The 17,190-nt window shown below is 73.5% G+C and carries 20 protein-coding genes; 11 read left to right on the forward strand and 9 right to left on the reverse strand.

Annotated features, from left to right (window positions below; all coding sequences use genetic code 11):
• Positions 1-37 precede the first annotated feature (37 nt).
• From VK501_RS12535 to VK501_RS12550, 4 genes are read left to right on the forward strand one after another with little or no spacing between them, the layout of a single operon-like run.
• Entirely contained in the window at positions 38-400 is a 363-nt protein-coding gene (locus tag VK501_RS12535) for a hypothetical protein (protein WP_324337776.1), read from the forward strand.
• Positions 400-726, forward strand: coding sequence for a hypothetical protein (locus VK501_RS12540; protein WP_324337778.1), 327 nt, complete (start codon positions 400-402; stop codon positions 724-726). Before VK501_RS12535 ends, VK501_RS12540 begins: the two co-directional genes overlap by 1 nt.
• Before the next feature lie 30 nt (positions 727-756).
• Positions 757-1,005 (forward strand): hypothetical protein, encoded by a 249-nt coding sequence (locus VK501_RS12545; RefSeq protein WP_324337780.1) that lies wholly within the window; start codon positions 757-759, stop codon positions 1,003-1,005.
• A gap of 11 nt (positions 1,006-1,016) precedes the next feature.
• Positions 1,017-1,316, forward strand: a complete 300-nt coding sequence (locus VK501_RS12550) for a type II toxin-antitoxin system PemK/MazF family toxin (protein ID WP_324337863.1) — start codon at positions 1,017-1,019, stop codon at positions 1,314-1,316.
• A 3-nt stretch (positions 1,317-1,319) separates the two neighbouring features.
• Here VK501_RS12550 and VK501_RS12555 read toward each other — a convergent pair whose 3' ends face one another.
• Positions 1,320-2,330 carry an ABC transporter substrate-binding protein gene (locus VK501_RS12555; protein ID WP_324337782.1) on the reverse strand — a complete coding sequence of 337 codons (1,011 nt, stop codon included), beginning with the start codon at positions 2,328-2,330 and terminating at the stop codon, positions 1,320-1,322.
• Between the two features lie 43 nt (positions 2,331-2,373).
• Between VK501_RS12555 and cofH the strand changes: the two genes are divergently transcribed.
• Positions 2,374-4,617, forward strand: coding sequence for a 5-amino-6-(D-ribitylamino)uracil--L-tyrosine 4-hydroxyphenyl transferase CofH (cofH, locus tag VK501_RS12560; protein WP_324337784.1), 2,244 nt, complete (start codon positions 2,374-2,376; stop codon positions 4,615-4,617).
• Between the two features lie 15 nt (positions 4,618-4,632).
• Here the strand turns inward: cofH and VK501_RS12565 are convergent, their stop codons facing one another.
• Positions 4,633-5,043, reverse strand: coding sequence for a hypothetical protein (locus tag VK501_RS12565; RefSeq protein ID WP_324337786.1), 411 nt, complete (start codon positions 5,041-5,043; stop codon positions 4,633-4,635).
• 64 nt (positions 5,044-5,107) lie between these two features.
• On the opposite strand from VK501_RS12565, the gene VK501_RS12570 reads away from it, so the two are divergent.
• From VK501_RS12570 to greA, 3 genes are read left to right on the forward strand one after another with little or no spacing between them, the layout of a single operon-like run.
• On the forward strand, positions 5,108-5,683 hold the full coding sequence (locus VK501_RS12570; protein ID WP_324337788.1) for a helix-turn-helix domain-containing protein: 576 nt from the start codon (positions 5,108-5,110) through the stop codon (positions 5,681-5,683).
• A gap of 3 nt (positions 5,684-5,686) precedes the next feature.
• Positions 5,687-7,000 (forward strand): nucleotide disphospho-sugar-binding domain-containing protein, encoded by a 1,314-nt coding sequence (locus tag VK501_RS12575; RefSeq protein WP_324337789.1) that lies wholly within the window; start codon positions 5,687-5,689, stop codon positions 6,998-7,000.
• Positions 7,001-7,024: 24 nt separating this feature from the next.
• On the forward strand, positions 7,025-7,486 hold the full coding sequence (gene greA, locus VK501_RS12580; protein ID WP_324337791.1) for a transcription elongation factor GreA: 462 nt from the start codon (positions 7,025-7,027) through the stop codon (positions 7,484-7,486).
• 92 nt (positions 7,487-7,578) lie between these two features.
• Here greA and VK501_RS12585 read toward each other — a convergent pair whose 3' ends face one another.
• The 7 genes from VK501_RS12585 to VK501_RS12615 all read right to left on the reverse strand — a co-directional run bounded on the left by VK501_RS12585 (position 7,579) and on the right by VK501_RS12615 (position 14,084).
• Positions 7,579-8,337: an ABC transporter ATP-binding protein gene (locus VK501_RS12585; protein ID WP_324337793.1), complete on the reverse strand. Its 759-nt coding sequence runs from the start codon at positions 8,335-8,337 to the stop codon at positions 7,579-7,581.
• Positions 8,334-9,332: an FtsX-like permease family protein gene (locus VK501_RS12590; protein ID WP_324337795.1), complete on the reverse strand. Its 999-nt coding sequence runs from the start codon at positions 9,330-9,332 to the stop codon at positions 8,334-8,336. The genes VK501_RS12585 and VK501_RS12590 overlap by 4 nt, the downstream gene beginning before the upstream one ends.
• Positions 9,329-10,798 carry a hypothetical protein gene (locus tag VK501_RS12595; protein WP_324337797.1) on the reverse strand — a complete coding sequence of 490 codons (1,470 nt, stop codon included), beginning with the start codon at positions 10,796-10,798 and terminating at the stop codon, positions 9,329-9,331. The genes VK501_RS12590 and VK501_RS12595 overlap by 4 nt, the downstream gene beginning before the upstream one ends.
• Before the next feature lie 42 nt (positions 10,799-10,840).
• Positions 10,841-11,602 (reverse strand): coenzyme F420-0:L-glutamate ligase, encoded by a 762-nt coding sequence (gene cofE / locus VK501_RS12600; RefSeq protein ID WP_324337799.1) that lies wholly within the window; start codon positions 11,600-11,602, stop codon positions 10,841-10,843.
• The gene (cofC, locus tag VK501_RS12605) at positions 11,599-12,282 is read right to left on the reverse strand and encodes a 2-phospho-L-lactate guanylyltransferase (protein ID WP_324337801.1); all 684 of its coding nucleotides are present in this window, start codon (positions 12,280-12,282) and stop codon (positions 11,599-11,601) included. Before cofC ends, cofE begins: the two co-directional genes overlap by 4 nt.
• Positions 12,282-13,208, reverse strand: a complete 927-nt coding sequence (cofD, locus tag VK501_RS12610) for a 2-phospho-L-lactate transferase (protein WP_324337804.1) — start codon at positions 13,206-13,208, stop codon at positions 12,282-12,284. The genes cofC and cofD overlap by 1 nt, the downstream gene beginning before the upstream one ends.
• Before the next feature lie 96 nt (positions 13,209-13,304).
• Positions 13,305-14,084 carry an enoyl-CoA hydratase/isomerase family protein gene (locus VK501_RS12615; protein WP_324337805.1) on the reverse strand — a complete coding sequence of 260 codons (780 nt, stop codon included), beginning with the start codon at positions 14,082-14,084 and terminating at the stop codon, positions 13,305-13,307.
• 56 nt (positions 14,085-14,140) lie between these two features.
• On the opposite strand from VK501_RS12615, the gene VK501_RS12620 reads away from it, so the two are divergent.
• From VK501_RS12620 to VK501_RS12630, 3 genes are all read left to right on the forward strand, one after another.
• A complete protein-coding gene (locus VK501_RS12620; protein ID WP_324337806.1) occupies positions 14,141-15,034 on the forward strand; it encodes a 3-hydroxybutyryl-CoA dehydrogenase in 894 nt (297 codons plus the stop codon).
• Between the two features lie 68 nt (positions 15,035-15,102).
• Complete coding sequence (locus tag VK501_RS12625; protein WP_324337807.1) at positions 15,103-15,945, forward strand: aldo/keto reductase; 843 nt, start codon at positions 15,103-15,105, stop codon at positions 15,943-15,945.
• 187 nt (positions 15,946-16,132) lie between these two features.
• Positions 16,133-17,113 (forward strand): hypothetical protein, encoded by a 981-nt coding sequence (locus tag VK501_RS12630; protein ID WP_324337808.1) that lies wholly within the window; start codon positions 16,133-16,135, stop codon positions 17,111-17,113.
• Positions 17,114-17,190 lie beyond the last annotated feature (77 nt).

The following is a 17,190-nucleotide window of genomic DNA, read 5'->3' on the forward strand; positions in this document are numbered from 1 at the left end:
AGTTGGCATCGGCGATCGGGCCGTATATTTGGGGGTGATGGCCCTCGCCGAAACCTTCCAGGAAGTCCTCGACTCGCTGCCCGACGACTGGACCGATCTCGAGCTGGATGTGCGCATCCACGACGAGACGCGCTACGTCAACGCGTGCGTCTACCTCTCCACGGTCAACGCCCAGCCGTACTCCAAGCACGACTGGCACTGGAACATCCTCGTCGCCCATCGCTTCGGGCACGCCGCAGCCGCCCCCGCCGTCCACGGCGCGCTGAAGCTGCTCGACGACGCCGGCATGGAGGGCGAGCTGCAGATCCGCGAGGTCCGTAGCGGCCGCGTCGAGGTCGTCCAGATGTGGGGCCGGCCCGAGTCGGTCCGCCAGGAGTTCAAGAAGATCCGCTCGCAGTAGTGGCGCGCGTGACGGCGCTCATCGGCGACCTGCTGTTCGGGTCCAAGGCCGTCGAGCTGCTGTCCGCCGCCGGGCACGACGTGCGCCTCGCGCCGTCGGCTCCCGACGACCTCGCGACGACCACCGACGTCGTGCTCGTCGACCTCACGACCGGCACCATCCCGGCCGGGGTCACCGGCCTGGGTGTGAAGACGCTGGGCGTGTTCGCCCACGTCGAGCCCGCGGTGCGCGAGCGCGCCCTCGAGGCGGGCTTCGACCTCGTCGTCCCACGCTCGCGCTTCATGCGGGAGGGCGGCGAGCTGGTGACGAAGCTGGCGTCCGAGTGACGTAGCACAAACTGTGCTACGGTAGACGGCATGGCTTCTCGTACGGTTCGTGCGCGTCTCGATGATCCTTCCGAGCAGGCCCTCGCGACGCTGATGCGCGAGGGGCGCAACGAGTCCGAGGCGGTGCGCATCGCGCTCGTCGAGGCCGGTGATCGCCGCCTGAGGCGCTCGGCCCTCGCGGACGAGGTCCGCCGGCTGGCGGCGGATCCGGCCGACGTGGCGCAGCGGCGCGCCGTCATGGAGGACATGGACGCCGCCGAAGCCGACTGGCCCGAGTGACCCGCGGCGAGGTGTTCCGCGTCCGGCTCCCCGTTGGCCGCGGTCACGAGCAGCGGGGTCCCCGCTACGCCGTGATCGTGCAGGCTGACGAGCTGATCGGGCTCTCCACGGTGATCGTCGCCCCCACGTCGCGGAGCGCGGCGCCCGCGACCTTCCGGCCGGAGGTCGACGTGGCGGGCGGCCGCACGCGCGTCCTGGTCGAGCAACTGCGCACGGTCGACCTCGAGCGCCTCGCCGACCGTGTCGGCCGGCTCGACGCGTCCGAGCTGCGCGCCATCGACGAAGCGCTCGAGATCGTCCTCGGTCTCTGACGCCTACGCGTTCGGGTCCGAGTCGCGCTCGGTGCTGGCCGTCTCGGGGCTGAAGGCCGCGGAGACGTCGGGCTTCTGGGCGACGATCCCGAAGCGCTGCTCCCACGTGGCCCAGGCGGCGAGGCGCTTGGGGTTCAGCTCGCCGAAGTAGGCGGCGCCGGCGGTGAAGGAGGGCGAGACCGCGTCGAGCTCGGAGGCGGTGAGGGCGCGCTTGAGGGACGGCTCGGCGTCGGTGAGCGCGGAGACGGCGGACTCCGGGTCGTTGATCGTCGCCTCGTAGCCGCGGCGCAGCGCGCGGACGGTCGCGCGGACGACGGGGCCGTTGGTGTCCAGCGTCTCGCGGGAGGTCGCCAGGACCAGCTCCGGGTAGGACGGCGCGCCGAACTGGTCGACGCGGAACTCGTGCATGCCGGGGCGCTTCGCCTGCAGCGCCACGCCCTCGGCGTTCCAGAACGCCGTCGCGCCGTCCACCTTGCCGGCCAGCAGCGACTGCACGGCGTTGAACCCGATCGTGACCTTGCGGACCTTGGAGGGATCGCCGCCGTCGCCGGCGACGACGGAGTCCAGGACGGCGTCGTCGCTCGGCAGGCCGGTGACGCCGGCCTTCTTGCCCTCCAGGTCGCGCGGGCGCTTGACGCCGGGCTGGGCGAGCACCGCGGCCAGCGGCGTCTGCACCAGCGCCATCACGCCGACCACGTCGCGCCCCTTGGCGCGGGCGATGGCCAGGTCGTGGATGTCGACGATCGCGACGTCGACCTGCCCGCTCAGCAGCGCCTTGATCCCGTCGGTCGACGATCCCGGCGTGTCGATCTGCAGGTGGACGCCCTCGGAGTCGTCGTAGCCGCGCTGCTTGGCGAGGTAGATGCCCGCATGGACGGCGTTGGGCGCGAAGTCCAGCAGCAGGCGGGCGTCCTGCTCGGGGCGGCTCTCGCTGCCTCCGGAGGCGCCGGCGCAGCCCGCCGCGAGGGCGACGGACAGCACGAGGAACAGGGCGGTGAGAAGACGGCGCGACATCGGCGCGGGAGGATACGGATGGCCGACGCGTAGGATCAGGGAGGTGCGCCGCCGTGTGACCTTCTCGCGCAACCTGACGCTTTCGCTCTCGCGGACCTGCGTCTCGCATTGCAAGTACTGCGCCTTCCAGACGCACCAGCCTCACCTGCATACGCCGGACGAGGTCCTGGAGCTGCTCGATCGCGCCGCCAAGCGCTCCGTCAAGGAGCTGCTGGTCCTCACGGGGGACGACCCGGCCCACCACCCGGGCGTCAAGGCCCGCCTGGCCGAGCTGGGCTTCGAGGACTTCGTCGCCTACGTCGTGTGGTGTTGCGAGCGTGCGCTGGAGCGTGGGCTGCTGCCGCACACCAACCTCGGTGCGGTGACGCGGGAGGAGCTGGGGCGGCTGCGGGAGGTGACGGCGTCGCAGGGGTTGATGCTCGAGTCGATGCGCGACGACCTCGTCGCGCATCAGGGGTCGCCGACCAAGGATCCGGAGCTGCGGTTGCAGACGATCCGTTGGGCGGGGGAGCTGAGGATCCCGTTCACGTCGGGGATTCTGGTCGGGATCGGCGAGTCCAAGGAGGACCGGGTCGCGGCGCTGAAGGCGCTGGCCGCGGTTCACGCCGAGCACGGGCATCTGCAGGAGGTGATCCTGCAGAACTTCGTTCCGCACCGGAAGTACTACGGCGAAGAGCCGGCTGACATCGCGACCGATGCGGCCGAGCGGTTCTGGCGCACGGGGCTGCGCGACGTGATGAATCCGGCCCACCCACCCCTGCCGGACTGGGCGTCGCCCGTCTCGCTGGAGGATCTGATCGAGCTGATCGGCGTGGCGCGCGAGCTGCTGCCGGGCGTCGGGATCCAGGTGCCGCCGAACCTCAGCGAGCACTGGCCCGAGCTCGTCGCCGCGGGCGCGACCGATCTCGGGGGGCTGAGCGCCAACGGGGATCACATCTCGCCCGAGCACCCGTTCCCGTCGCCGCATCAGGTGCGCAAGCGCCTGGCCGAGGACGGCGTGGCGCTGACCGAGCGCTTGTGCGTCTACGGCCAGTACCTCGACCCGGAGTGGGTCGAGCAGCACGTCCTCGACGTGGTCAAGGTCAAGTACTGGTCGTTCATCCCGCGCGGCGGCTCGGGGCGCCAGGACGCGCCGTTCGCCATCCAGTCCGGGCTCGTGGGCCCGGCGACCGAGAAGGCGCGCGACGGCCACCCGCTGTCGATCGAGGAGCTGACGGCGATGTTCGCGTCCACCGACACGGGGGCGATCGAGGGCATGCGCGCCGCGGCCGACGAGCTGCGCGCCGAGCTGGCGGGCGACACGGTGACGTTCGTGGTCAACCGCAACATCAACGTCTCGAACGTCTGCATCGTGGGCTGCGCGTTCTGCGGCTTCGGGCAGGGCAAGCGCTCGCCCGACGCCTACGAGCACCCCGAGGACGAGTTCCGCGCCCGCGTCCGCGAGGCCGTCGACTACGGCGCGACCGAGTTGTGCATGCAGTCGGGGATCCACCCCGACTGGAAGCTCGACGACTACCTGCACTGGCTGCGCGTGGCCAAGGACGAGGGCGCGCGGGTCGGGACCGATCTGCACCTGCATGCCTACTCGCCGATGGAGATCGCGCACATGTGCGACATCTCGGGCCTGGCGCCGTCCGAGGTCTTCGCGCGGCTGCGCGACGCGGGGCTGGGCTCGACGCCGGGCACCGCCGCCGAGGTGCTGCACGACGGGGTGCGCGAGCGCATCAGCCCCAACAAGCTGCCGGTCGCGCGCTGGGTGGAGATCATCGAGGCCAGCCACCGCGCCGGCCTGCGCTCCACGAGCACGGTCATGTTCGGCCACATCGAGGAGCCGTGGGAGCTCGCGCAGCACATGACGGTCGTGCGCGAGCTGCAGGAGCGCACCGGCGGGATCACCGAGTTCGTGCCGCTGAGCTTCATCCCGTTCATGACGCTGCTCGGGCGCACGCACGGCGTCGAGGAGATCACTCGCGAGGAGAACCTCAAGCACACCGCGGTCTTCCGCCTCGCGCTCGGGCGCACGATCCCCAACGTCCAGGCCTCGTGGGTCAAGATGGGCCTCGACGCGGCGACCGAGGCCCTGCGCTGGGGCGTCAACGACCTCGGCGGCACGCTGATGGAGGAATCGATCAGCCGCCTCGCCGGCTCCTACCACGGCGTCAAGCTCGACCCGCCGGAGCTCATCGCCGCCGCCCACGCCGCGGGCCGCCCCGCCGCGGAGCGCTCGACGCTCTACGCGCGGCTGCGCGAGTACCCGGTGGGCCGGCAGCGCACCGCGGCGGCGTAGAACCGCTTCCGAAAGTTAGGCGACCGTCAGGACCGCGGCGGCGATCGCCGCGAACGCGAGCACGAGGACCAGAAGGCCGCCGGCCAGTGTCTGCAGCAGACGGTCCTCGTCGGTCAGCGCCATCCCGGCCAGCCGGCTCTGCGCCCAGTGGTGCAGCGCGTAGGCCCCGACCGCGTCGACGGCCAGGACGAGGAACGGCGCGAGCGTGCCCGCCAGCGTCAGCGTGCCGACGAGCACGAGCACGGCCAGCAGGATCGCCCCGGCGAGGTACGCGCCGAGCGTCTTGCGCAGCTCGGCGGGCGTCGGCGGCGCCGGCGGCGGCGTGCTCTGGATGCGGGCCAGGGCGGCGGCGCGCTGCGCCTTGGCGGCGGGCGACGTCGGGGTGGAGGCGGCGGCGATGCGCGTACGGCGGCGGGAACGACCCATGGCGCTCAAAGGTAGTGCTGGCCGTACTTGACCGCGCTGACATATTCGCTTTAGCATGGCTCAAATGAAAACGGAGCGCCGGCCCTACCGCCAGACCGCCCGTGCGCAGGCCGTCGCGGCGACGGGTGAGCGCATCCTGGACGTCGCCACCGAGCAGTTCCTGCAGCGCTTCTACGACGAGGTCACGCTCGCCGGCGTGGCCAAGGAGGCGGGCGTCTCGCAGCAGACGGTGATCAACCGCTTCGGCTCGAAGGAGGGCCTGCTGGAGGCCGCCGCCGACCGGCTGGGCCCCGAGCGGTTCCGGCGCGAGCTCGCCGGCGATCCGGTCGGCGGCGTCGTCGGCGACTACGAGGCCGGCGGCGACGCGACGATCCGCCTGATCGCCCTGGAGGAGCGGGTGCCGGCGCTGGCGCCCTTCCTCGCCCGCGGCCGCGCCGGGCACCGCGCGTGGGTGCAGGAGGCCTTCGCCGACCAGTTGCCGGCCGCCCACGGGCCCGCACGCGAGCAGGCGATCGCCACCCACGTCGTCGCCACCGACATCTACACCTGGAAGCTGCTGCGCCGCGACATGGGCCTGTCGCGCGCCAAGACGATCGACGCCATGCGGGCGATGGTCGCCGCGCTGGCTCACGAGGCCTAGTCCATGCCCGCCGACCCCGAGAAGCCGAGGACCACCACCATGGCCAAGTTCCTGTTCACGCTCTGGGAGGGCGGCGGCGAGACGCCGCCGATCCTCTCCGTCGTCCGTGCCGTCGCCGAGGCGGGCCACGCGGTCACGGTCCTCGCCGACGACGTGCTGGGTCCCGACGTCGAGGCGGCGGGCGCCATATGGGTCCCGTGGGAGACCGCGCCCAACAAGTCCTCCTACTCGCCCGACCAGGACCTGGCGCGCGACTGGGAGGCCAAGACGCCCCTCGGCGCGTTCCAGCGCTTCCGCGACGGGATCGCCTTCGGGCCGTCGGCGCGCTACGCCCGCGACACGCTGGCGCAGATCCGTCGCGACCGTCCCGACGTGGTGGTCAACCCCACGCTCATGTTCGGCGCGCAGGCGGCGGCCGAGGCGGCCGCCGTCCCACAGGCGCTGCTGTTGACCTGCAGCTACGTCGTCCCCGGCACCGGCGCCGCGCCCTACGGCTCGGGCTGGGCGCCTCCGCGCAACCTCTTGGAGCGGGTGCGCCTGAAGGCCATGGACAAGCTGGCGCTGCGCCTCTGGGGCAGTGGCGGTCCGCCGCTCAACGCCGCACGCAGCGAGCTCGGCCTCGCGCCGGTCGCGCATCCGCTCGACCAGCTCCATGCCGCCGAGCGCTTCCTCGTGCTGACCAGCGAGACGTTCGACTTCCCCGTGCCACGCCTGCCGGCCAACGTCCGCTACGTCGGCCCGCGCCTGGACGATCCGGCGTGGGCGGGCCGCTGGACGCCGCCGCCCGGCGACAAGCCGCTCGTGCTCGTCGGGATGAGCTCGACCTACATGGAGCAGCGCGACGTCCTGCGCCGCACCGCCGCCGCGCTCGGCGAGCTGCCCGTGCGGGCGCTGGTGACGCTCGGTCCGGCGCTGGAGCCCGACGCGCTCGGCACGGTCCCGGACAACGTGACCGTGGTCGCGGCGGCCCCGCACGCCGAGGTGCTGCGGCATGCGTCGGCCGTCGTCACCCACGCCGGGCACGGCACGATCATCAAGGCGCTGGCGGCCGGCGTGCCGATCGTGGCCCTTCCGATGGGTCGCGACCAGCCCGACAACGCGGCGCGGGCCGTGGCTGCGGGCGCCGGGGTGGCGCTGAAGCCCGCGGCGAAGGTCGCCGCGATCCGGGCCGCGGTCGCCGACGTGCTCGGCACGCCCGGCTACGCGGAGGGCGCGCGCCGGGTGGCGAGGGCGATCGCCGCCGAGTCCACGACCGACCGGGCGCTCGCCGAGCTCGAGGCCCTGGCGGCGGACGTGCGGGTCGCAGCCCTTCGCTGAGGCACGGCCCGCTAGGTTTGAGGAATGGCCGAAGCGATCACCCGCGAAGGATTGGCACAGCTCAAGAGCGAGCTCGAAGCGCTCGAAGGAGAAGGCCGGCGCCAGATCGCGCAGCGGATCCTGGTCGCCCGTGAGCTGGGCGACCTCTCCGAGAACGCGGAGTACCACGCCGCCAAGGAGGACCAGGCGCACCTGGAGACCAAGATCGCCCGCCTCACCGAGCGCCTGCGCAACGCGACGGTCGTCGAGTCCGACGCCGACGCGACGGTCGTGACGTTCGGCGCGACGGTCAACGTGACCGACGTCTCGTCCGGCCAGACCACGACCTACACGATCGTGGGCGCCACCGAGGCCGATCTCAAGAAGGGCCGCCTCTCGGCGGAGTCGCCGGTCGCCAAGGCGCTGATCGGCACCGCGCCGGGCGACACCGTCGCGGTCTCGACGCCGCGCGGGACGCGGGAGTTCAAGGTCGAGTCGCTCGGCTAGTAGGGGAACACTGGCCCAGAGGGCCAGGTTCCCTTGCGGGTGTTCGCCCAGGGGGCGAAACCCGCGGCGGGTCAGGGACCCACGCTCCTGGGCTAGGACCCGCCGCCGGCCAGCAGGGCGGCGACGTCCACGTCGCCGGGCCGGAGGTCGACGTCGTCGGTGATGCGCCCGTCCTGGAGGCGCACGAGGCGGTCGCAGCGGGCCGCGACGACGGGGTCGTGGGTGGCGAGCAGGATCGTCGTCCCGCGCTCGGACCGCAGGGCGAGGAGCAGGTCGAGGATGTCGGCGCCGGTGCGACTGTCGAGGTTGCCCGTCGGCTCGTCGGCGAGCAGCAGCCCGGGGCTCCAGATCAGCGCGCGGGCGATCGCGACGCGCTGCTGCTGGCCGCCCGACATGCGCGACGGCAGCGAGCCTTCGCGGCCGGCGAGGCCGACGGCCGCCAGCAGCTCGCCGGCGCGCGCGGCCTTGTCGAACGGGACCTTGAACGGCACCACCGGCGCGAGCACGTTGTCGCGCGCGGTCAGCGCGCCGAGGAGGTTGAAGCGCTGGAACACGAACCCGACGTGGCGGCGGTGGGCGGCCAGCGCGTCGCCGCGCAGCGCGGTCACCTTGCGGTCGTCGACGGTGATCGTGCCCGCATCGGCGCCGTCCACGCCGCCGACGAGGTGCAGCAGCGTGGACTTGCCCGAGCCTGAGGGGCCGGTGAGGGCCACGAGTCCGCCGGCCTCGACGGCGAGCGAGACGCCGTCGGCGGCGACCAGCTCGGTCCCCTCGTCGAGGACGTATCGCTTGACCACGCCGTCGAGCAGCACGGTGGATCCGGTGGTGGTGAGGTCGGGTGTGGAGGTCATTCCTCGGCGAGCAGGGTGGCGGTGGGCAGGCGGCGCAGGCCGGCGGCCGGCGCGATCGAGGCGAGCGTGGCGATCAGGACGCCGAGCGCGGCGGCGCCGACGGCGATCAGCGGCATGGCGGTCGTGAGCTCGCCGATGAACCACACGCCGGCGCCGAGGCCGAGCGCCGCCCCGCCGACGCCGCCGGCGAGGCCCAGCCCGGCGCCCTCCAGCGCGATCAGGCGCGTCAGGTGGCGCTCCGGCCATCCGGTGGCGCGCAGCGTCGCGATCTCGGCGGAGCGGTCGCGGAGGTTCAGGTACAGCACGTCGGCGACGGCGAGGCAGCCGAGCACCAGGGTGGCCCCGACGGCGACGTAGTCGGCGGTGCGCACCTGGACGGCGACGGCGTCGCCGAGCACCGTGCCGACGACCGCGCCGCGGAAGGCGATGGCGACCGCGAGCAGCAGCGTCAGGGCGAACACGCCGACGCCGAGGCTGAGGATCCCCAGCGCCGTGCGGCCCGGCACGCGCAGGAGGTTGATCGCCGCGAGCCCGCGGATCGAGCGCACCGCATGCGCCGAGCGGCTCGAGCGCACCGCCGGCCGGACCGCCTCCAGCGGGTCGCTGCGCGCGGCACGGGCCGCGGGGACAGCGCCCGCGACCAGCGCGAGGAGCGTCGCCGCCGGCACCGCGAGCGCGGCCCGGGCGCCGGAGACCGGGAGGTCCAGCAGCGCGCCGGCGGGCACCGCGACCGCCGTGCCGGCCAGGCCGGCGAGCGCGCCGACCGTCCCGACCTCGATCAACAGGTAGGTGAACAGGGTGCGCCGCGGCCAGCCGACGCAGGCCAGGACGCCGAGCTCGCTGCACCGCGTGCGCACCGCGGCGGACGTCGCGTTGACGCAGAACAGCGCGCACACCAGCAACACCAACAGGAACAGGACGAAGGACTTGCGGTCGACCGCGGTCAGGATCGCGGTGGCGACGCCCTTCTTGATCCAGCCCTCGCGGAGCGTCACCGCCGGGCGGCCGAGCCGAGCCACGGCGCAGCGGCGGAGTCGGCGGCCTTGGCCGCGGGCGGGTGGAACGGGTTGAGCGGTGCGACGTCCGGGTTCAGCGCTCCCACGAGCTTGTTGGGGTCGAACGTCCCGATCACCTTGGTGGAGGTGATGAACGGCGGCGGGGTCGCGGGGCTCTGGATGTGCTCGGTGAACGCGCGGAAGCCGGTGTCGCGGCCGAGGATCGGCGCCTGGATGAAGCCCGTGCCCGTGCCGATGGCGCTGTAGGCGGCGCCCCACGCGAAGCGGTCGGTCTTGACCGGCAGGGCCCGGACGTGCCCGGGCCCCACCGTGGCGTAGCGGGGCGGGCCGGTGGTCCAGAGCGCGTTGACGAACGTGTTCTCGCGCATCTGGCGCAGCAGGGTGGAGTAGGCGTCGGCCGCGGTGAGCGTCCGGCGGACGACGGGCGTGCCACCGGCCTGGGCCAGCACACGGTCCGCGCGCGGCCGGTCGCCCTTGGCGCGGGCCAGCGCGTCGGCCGCCGCGCGCGGCAGTTGCTCCACCGTGTAGTCGGCGCGCAGGCTGGTCGGCGTGCTCGACGCCGCGAGCAGCGGCGCGACGAACGTCTTGGTCGACCCGCGACCCAGCCGCCGCGCGTCCTCGTCGCCGCGGAAGTAGCGGCCGGACACGACCGCGCGGTCCGCGCCCGACAGCGCCGCCTCGGCCTTGGGGTCGATCCCGGCGACGAGCAGCGGGAACGGGTACTGGATCAGGGCGCCGATGTCATCGGTCCGACGGCGCTCCGGCGGGAACTCGCCGTTCCCGAGGTCGCCGTTCGTCGACCAGCACCACATCCAGCGCCGCGCCGCGGGGGAGAAGGCGGACGCCGCGTGGCTGCGCGTCGGGCAGATCGGCCCGAGGGCGGACGCCGTGAACTGCTCCATCGCGCGCGTACGCGTCGGCGTGCCGACGGTGTGGGGCGGCGCCGCCTGGATCGGGTTGCGCGTGACGTAGACGAACGAGTCGGCGTCGCGCAGCCGGATCGCGCCGCCGTCGGCCGTCCACCGCGTGCGGACCCGGAACAGCGTGCGCTTGCCGGGGCCGAGCCGGTCGCCGAGGCGGATCGGGATCTCGGCCGTCGGCAGCATCCAGCCGTAGACGGCCAGAGGCGCCGCGACCTCGACGCCGGGCGCGTGCCGCACGACCTTCAGCTGGTCCATGGTGATCCCGCCGAACGAGCCGGCGAGGAAGTTCTGCTGGACCAGGCCCTCCTTGCGCTCCAGCGCCGACATCGACCCCTGCGGCCGCACCAGCACGTCGTAGGCCGTGCGGAAGTGCTGGGCGACGTTGCCGCGGACCTCCAGGCGCGAGCTCTCCGACGCGCCGGTCAGGACGGTGAACGAGGCGGTCGCCACCGCGATCCCCGCCAACAGCGCCAGTGCGCGCCCGCGGCGGTGGGCCAGCTCGGCGGCGATCAGGCGCAGCACGCCGGGGAGCCTTGCAGCCCGGCGGGCTATGCGCAACGTCCGTTAAGCGAAGAGGTCTTCTTCGCGGCTGCGCACGAGCGCCGCCGCACCGGGTCCGTCGTCGCCGGCGGGCAGCACGTGGCGGTCCAGGCCCGTCACGAGCACCGCGGGCTCGCCGGCGTCCTTGCCGCCGCGGGCGAGGTCGGCGGCCGCGGCGGCCTGGTCGGCGACCGCGATCCAGGTCGCCCTGAGCTCACGGCCGTGCGCGTCGGTGCGCCCGCGCCAGTCCTCCAGCGGCGCCAGGCCGGCGATCCCGACGGCGACGTCGCACTGGCCGTGGCGCCAGGCGCGGCCGAACGAGTCGGCGATCACGATCGCCGGTGACCCGGCCCCTGCCCGACCCAGCGCGGCGCGCAGCGCGCGGGCCGACGCGTCGGGGTCGACGGGCAGCAGGATCAGCTCGTCGCGAGCCGCGGCGTTGGACGCGTCGACGCCGGCGTTGGCGCACACGAACCCGTGGTGGGTACGGCAGATCATCACGCCGTGCGCGGCGCGAACGACCTCGGCGGTCTCGCGGAGCACGACCTCGACGGGCCGGGGGTCGTCCTTGCCCAGCGCGGCGGCCAGCTCGACGGCGCGGGCCGACGGCTGCACGTCGGCCAGCGCCACCACGCGCCCCTCGGCCTTGGACACGATCTTGTGGGCGATCACCAGCACGTCGCCGGGGGCGAACCCGCCGTCTCCGCGGGTGGCCGCCAGCAGTGCCGCGAGGTCGTCGCCGCGCCGCACCTCGCCGATCCCGGGCAACGCCCGGGCCGCGATCATCGCCCGCCCACGCGCCCGACCCGCGCCAGCAGGCCACGGGTGTGCGACGCGCCGCCGCGGAAGTCGTCCAGGGCGCCGCGCAGCGCCTCGAGGTCGTCGAGCGTGTCGACGTCCAGGCCGAGCGTGTGGACCTCGACGACGTCGCACGCCGCGCCCGCCTCGGCGGCCAGCTGCTGGTGGCGCTCGCGGCTGCCGGGCCCGAAGGCCGGGCGGATGACGTCCGGCGGCGTCAGCACGAGCGCGTTGGTGCCGCTGCCATGGCGGTCGGGGACGACCAGGACGTCGGGCCCGCTCTCGGCGCGCTCGAGCAGCGCGTCGACCTCGACCGGATCGAGCGCCGGACAGTCGCCGGGGACGAGCAGGACGCGGGTCGCGCCGCGCTCCAGCGCCGCCTGCACGCCCCGCACGGCGGCCGAGCTGTGGCCGGCGTCGTCGGGGTCGTCGACGACCGCGGCCGCGTCGTAGCCCGCGGCCAGCGCAACGGCGGTGTGCTCCCCGGAGACGACGAGCACCTCGTCGACGAGCTTGGAGCGGCGCAGCGCGATCAGCACGTCGGTGACCATCGCCTCGGCGAGCGCGCGGCGCGTGCCGTCGGAGATGTCGCCGTCGAGCCGCTTCTTGGCGGCGGAGAAGCGCTTGACGGGGAGGACCGCCGCGGTGCGCTCGCGAGGTGCGCGCATCAGCGCAGGCCCTCGGCGAAGCGCAGGACCTCGCCGGCGACGCGGGCGCGCCCGGCGGTGTCGGCCATCAGCGTGTCGGTCTGCAGCAGCGGGAGGTCGACGCCGTCGATCGGCTCGTCGGCGACGAAGCCGTCGAGCACGTCGCCGTAGTACCCGGCGACCCCCGCGGCGCTGGCCTCGACGCCCGCCCAGTCCAGGAACGGCTTGGTCGGGCCCTTGACGACCTGGCCGCCGACGACGGGCGAGATCGCGACGACGGGCGCGGCCGCGGCGCGCAGGGCGTCGGCCATGCCGCGGACCGACAGGATCGGGCGGATCGAGATCACCGGGTTGGAGGGTCCCACGACGATGACCCGCGCCGCGGCCAGGGCCTCGAGCGCCTCGGGTGGCGGGCCGGCCGTGTCGGCGCCGTCGAAGCGCACGCCGTCGATCGGGATGGCGGCGCGCTCGCGCACCATGAACTCCTGGAACGGCACCCAGCGGTCGCCGCTGCGGACGCTCGTGCGGACCCGCGCGTCGGCCATCGGGACGACGCGGGCGGTGACGCCGAGGGCCCGCGTGAGCTCGGCGATCGCCTCGGTCAGCCGCGCGCCGCCGGCCAGCAGCTCAGCCCGGCGCACGCCGTAGGCCAGGTCGCGGTCGCCGAGGTTGAACCACACCTCGACGCCCAGCTCGCGCAGGCCGTCCATGACGTGGAACGTGTCGTCGCGCAGGCCCCAGCCGCGCTCGTCGATGCGATCGGCCAGCCAGAACGTGACGAGGTCGGGATCGGGCGCCACGTAGGCGCCGTAGAGCTCGACGTCGTCGCCGGTGTTGGCGATGACGACGAGATCGTCGCCGGCCACGTCGAGCATCCCGCGCGCGAGCTTCGCGCCACCGGTGCCGCCGGCCAGGACGACCACCGGGGAACGGGAGTCGGAGTCCATGCGGCGCGGACGATAACGTGCGGCCGGTCGCGACCGAGATCCACGGACGTCGCGGTGCTCGACGGCGAGCGCGCCGTACGGACGCGGCCCGCCCTCCTACTTCCCCGTGAACTCCGGCTGGCGCTTCTCGGCGAAGGCGCGGGTGCCTTCGGCGAAGTCGTCGGAGCGGGCGCAGAGCTCCTGCGCCTGGACCTCGAGCTCCAGCGACGCCGACAGCGTCGGCTTGGCCACCGTGTCGAGCAGGCGCTTGGCGAGGGCGACCGCGCGCGGCGCGCAGGCCAGCAGCTCGCTGACGAGCTGCGTGGTCGTGTCGTCCAGCTCGTCGGCCGGGGCGACTCGGTTGACCAGGCCGATGCGCTCCGCCTCGATGCCGTCGACGATCTTGGAGGCGAGGATCATCTCCTTGGCCCGGCCGAGGCCGACGACCGACGGCAGCCGCGACGACCCGCCGACGTCGGGCACCAGGCCGACGCGCGTCTCGACCAGGCCGATGACCGCGTCGGCGGCCATCACGCGCAGGTCGCAGGCGAGCGCGAGCTCCATCGCCCCGCCGATGCACCCGCCGTGGATCTGGGCGATCGTCGGCTTGGGCATCTCCTCCAGGAGGTTCCACGTGTCGATGATCGGGCGGCGCGACGTGCGCAGCCGGCCGGGGTCGAGGGCGAGCGCGCCGAGGAAGTTGACGTCCATGCCCGATGAGAACATCGGCCCCGCGCCGCGGAGCACGACGCAGTGGATCGCGTCGTCGTCGGCGGCGGCCTCCAGCACGGTCCGCAGGCCGACCACCAGCTCGTCGTTGAAGGCGTTGCGCTTCTCGGGGCGATTGAGGACGACGTGGCGCACCGCGCCGCGGTCCTCGGTGAGCACGATGGACATGACGGCACTGTACGCGGCGGTTCATCCGGGCGCCCGGCCGGTTAGGGTCCCCCGCCATGGCCGAGATCAAGAAGGTTGGAATCGTCGGGTGCGGGCTCATGGGTCACGGGATCGCGCAGGTCGTCGCGACCGCCGGCTACGACGTCGTGGTGCGCGAAGTCGACGACGCGACCCTGCAGAAGGGCCTGGGCAAGATCGACAAGCAGCTGGCCCGCGCCGTCGAGAAGGGCAAGAGCACGCAGGAGGACGCCGACGCGATCCGCGGGCGCCTGCACGGCACCACCGACTACGCGGACCTCGCCGGCGCCGACCTCGTCATCGAGGCGATCACCGAGAACCTCGGCCTCAAGCTCGAGATGTGGAAGGAGCTCGACGGCATCGTCAAGGACGAGGCGATCTTCGCGACCAACACGTCGTCGCTGGCCGTCATCGACCAGGCCGCCTCGACCACCCGCCCGACGCGCTTCGCCGGCCTGCACTTCTTCAACCCGGCGCAGGTGATGAAGCTCGTCGAGGTCGTCCGCGGGGTCACGACGACGGACGAGACGTTCGCCGCGGTGCTCGGGTTCGCCGAGTCGCTGCAGGGCAAGATCGCGATCCCGACCAAGGACAAGGCCGGGTTCATCGTCAACCGCCTGCTCGTCCCATACATGCTGGACGCGATGCGCGCCTACGAGGAGGGCGTCGGCTCGATCTCGGAGATCGACACGGCGATGAAGGCCGGCGCGGGCCACCCGATGGGCCCGCTGACGCTCGCCGACCTCGTCGGCAACGACACCACCGGCGCGATCTGCGACGTGCTCTTCGACGAGTTCCGCGAGCGCCGCTTCGCCCAGCCGCCGATCCTGCGCAAGATGCTGTCGGCCGGCTGGTACGGCCGCAAGGCCGGCATCGGGTTCTACGACTACTCGGGCGACGAGCCGGTCGAGAACCCGGGCCTGGCGCGGTAGCGCCCCCCGGGGCACCGGCGGCTGCCCGGCCCGCGTTTGGCCAGCGCGCGGTCGGGCACGGAAGGGGGATGACCCCGCCGCCCACCACCGTTCCCACCGTCACGCTCAGCGACGGCGAGCAGATCCCCCAGCTCGGCTTCGGCGTCTTCCAGGTTCCGCCCCGGGACACCGCCGACGTCACGACGCGCGCCCTGCTGGCCGGCTACCGGCACATCGACACCGCCTCGGCCTACCGCAACGAGGCCGGGGTCGGCCAGGCGGTGCACGCCGCCGGGCTGCAGCGCGACGACGTGTACATCACGACCAAGTGCTTCAACGACGACCATGGCTTCGACCAGGCCAAGCGCGCGCTGCGCGCGAGCCTCGACCGCCTCGAGACCGACCACGTCGACCTCTACCTGATCCACTGGCCGGTGCCGAGCACCGACAAGTACGTGGACACGTGGAAGGCGTTCGTCGAGCTCCAGCAGGAGGGCCTCACGCGCTCGATCGGCGTGTCGAACTTCCAGCCCGCGCACCTGGACCGGATCATCGCCGAGACCGGCGTCACGCCCGCGGTCAACCAGATCGAGCTGCACCCCTACTTCCAGCAGGCCGGACTGCGCCGCGACCACGCCGACCTCGGCATCGTGACCGAGGCGTGGAGCCCGCTCGCCCAGGGCAGGGTGCTCGACGAGCCCGCGATCACGGCCATCGCCGAGGCGCACGGCAAGAGCGCCGGGCAGGTCGTGATCCGCTGGCACCTGCAGCTCGGCAACGTCGTGTTCCCGAAGTCGGTGACGCAGGAGCGCATCGAGCAGAACTTCGACGTCTTCGACTTCCATCTGAGCGCCGACGAGATGGCGGCGATCGACGCGCTGGACGGCGGCGGCCGCATCGGCCCGGACCCCGACACGTTCGTTCGGCCTTAGGGGTGCCGTAGGCGGCCTGCGAGGCCGAGGCCCACGATGGCCAGCCGTCGCCGCCGGAGGTGGGTCCCCAGTCGCGATAGCGACACAGTCTCCTAGGGGAACGCTGGCCCAGGGGGCCAGGTTCCCTTGCGGGTGTTCGCCCAGGGGGCGAAACCCGCGGCGGACTAGCCCTGCGCAGAGGAGTGCCGTGCCGCGCACCGAAGTGCGCGGCATGGCGCCCTCCGCCGCGGACCTGCTGCGCCCGAAGCCGTTTCGCGGAGACGTCGTCGCGGCCGGCGTGGTGGTGCTCGCGACGCTCGTCTACGTCGTCGCGGTGCGGTTCGACGACGCGTGGGGAGCCGGCGCGCATCTCGCCTACGCAGCGGTGGCCTGGGCGTTCGTGACCGCCATGGCGGTGCTGGCGCCGATGGAGCGCGACGAGCCGCGCGCCTACCAGTCGGTGCTGTACGTCTCGAGCTTCGCCCTGCTGATGGTCGTGCTCGCCGAGCTGGGCCGCGTGCTCGGCGCCGACGGCGCCCTGTCGTCGGCCGGCAACGGCACGTGGTTCTTCGCCGCGCTGGCCGCGTACGCGCTGGCGTTCGCGGTGCGCCGCAACAGCGCGGTCTGCACGCTGCTCGGGGCGCTGTCGGGCGGCGCGGCCGTGCTCGCCGCGGTGAGCTGGATCGGCGATGCCCCGCACTTCGCGACCGACCGCTGGGTGCTGGTCGGGCTCATGGTGGTCTACGGCCTGGCCGCCATCGGCCAACGCGATCGCCGGCTGCGGCACGGGGTCGCGCTGATCGACGCCGCGGGGCTGGCCGCGCTGGTCATCGGCTGGAGCTTCGCCGCGAACGAGTTCTTCTTCGCCGACGACGGCACGGAGCAGGCCATCACCGGCGTCGCGTGGGGCTGGGAGCTGCTGATCCTCGCCGCCGGCTTCGGCCTGATCGCCTACAGCTCGGTCGATCGCCAGCCGGGCCCGGCCTACCTCGGCGTGGGCAACCTCGTCGCGTTCGCGGTGATCACCGCCGTCGGCGTGACCCGGCAGGGCGCGACGCTGCTGGGCTGGCCGGTCGCGCTGGCCGTCGCGTCCGCCGCGCTGCTGGCCATCGGCCTCCGACCGACGACGCCCGCGCCGCCGGCGCCCGACGTCGATGCGCCCGAGCCGCCGCCGCTGCCGCTGCGCTGAACCGACGCCGTTTCGCAACGGTCGCAACGGGGGTCAGGCCCCGTGTCGGGTTGGTGGCGGAAGGGCTGAGACGGAGC

The organism is Baekduia sp., assembly GCF_035318805.1.
GTDB lineage: Bacteria > Actinomycetota > Thermoleophilia > Solirubrobacterales > Solirubrobacteraceae > Baekduia.

Bases quoted from the DNA above. Each gene is read 5' to 3' on its own strand.
- VK501_RS12535 (WP_324337776.1), top strand. From the start codon at position 38: ATGGCCCTCGCCGAAACCTTCCAGGAAGTCCTCGACTCGCTGCCCGAC.
- VK501_RS12545 (WP_324337780.1), top strand. From the start codon at position 757: ATGGCTTCTCGTACGGTTCGTGCGCGTCTCGATGATCCTTCCGAGCAG.
- VK501_RS12555 (WP_324337782.1), bottom strand. From the start codon at position 2,330: ATGTCGCGCCGTCTTCTCACCGCCCTGTTCCTCGTGCTGTCCGTCGCC.
- VK501_RS12565 (WP_324337786.1), bottom strand. From the start codon at position 5,043: ATGGGTCGTTCCCGCCGCCGTACGCGCATCGCCGCCGCCTCCACCCCG.
- VK501_RS12570 (WP_324337788.1), top strand. From the start codon at position 5,108: ATGAAAACGGAGCGCCGGCCCTACCGCCAGACCGCCCGTGCGCAGGCC.
- VK501_RS12575 (WP_324337789.1), top strand. From the start codon at position 5,687: ATGCCCGCCGACCCCGAGAAGCCGAGGACCACCACCATGGCCAAGTTC.
- greA (WP_324337791.1), top strand. From the start codon at position 7,025: ATGGCCGAAGCGATCACCCGCGAAGGATTGGCACAGCTCAAGAGCGAG.
- VK501_RS12585 (WP_324337793.1), bottom strand. From the start codon at position 8,337: ATGACCTCCACACCCGACCTCACCACCACCGGATCCACCGTGCTGCTC.
- cofE (WP_324337799.1), bottom strand. From the start codon at position 11,602: ATGATCGCGGCCCGGGCGTTGCCCGGGATCGGCGAGGTGCGGCGCGGC.
- cofC (WP_324337801.1), bottom strand. From the start codon at position 12,282: ATGCGCGCACCTCGCGAGCGCACCGCGGCGGTCCTCCCCGTCAAGCGC.
- cofD (WP_324337804.1), bottom strand. From the start codon at position 13,208: ATGGACTCCGACTCCCGTTCCCCGGTGGTCGTCCTGGCCGGCGGCACC.
- VK501_RS12615 (WP_324337805.1), bottom strand. From the start codon at position 14,084: ATGTCCATCGTGCTCACCGAGGACCGCGGCGCGGTGCGCCACGTCGTC.
- VK501_RS12620 (WP_324337806.1), top strand. From the start codon at position 14,141: ATGGCCGAGATCAAGAAGGTTGGAATCGTCGGGTGCGGGCTCATGGGT.
- VK501_RS12625 (WP_324337807.1), top strand. From the start codon at position 15,103: ATGACCCCGCCGCCCACCACCGTTCCCACCGTCACGCTCAGCGACGGC.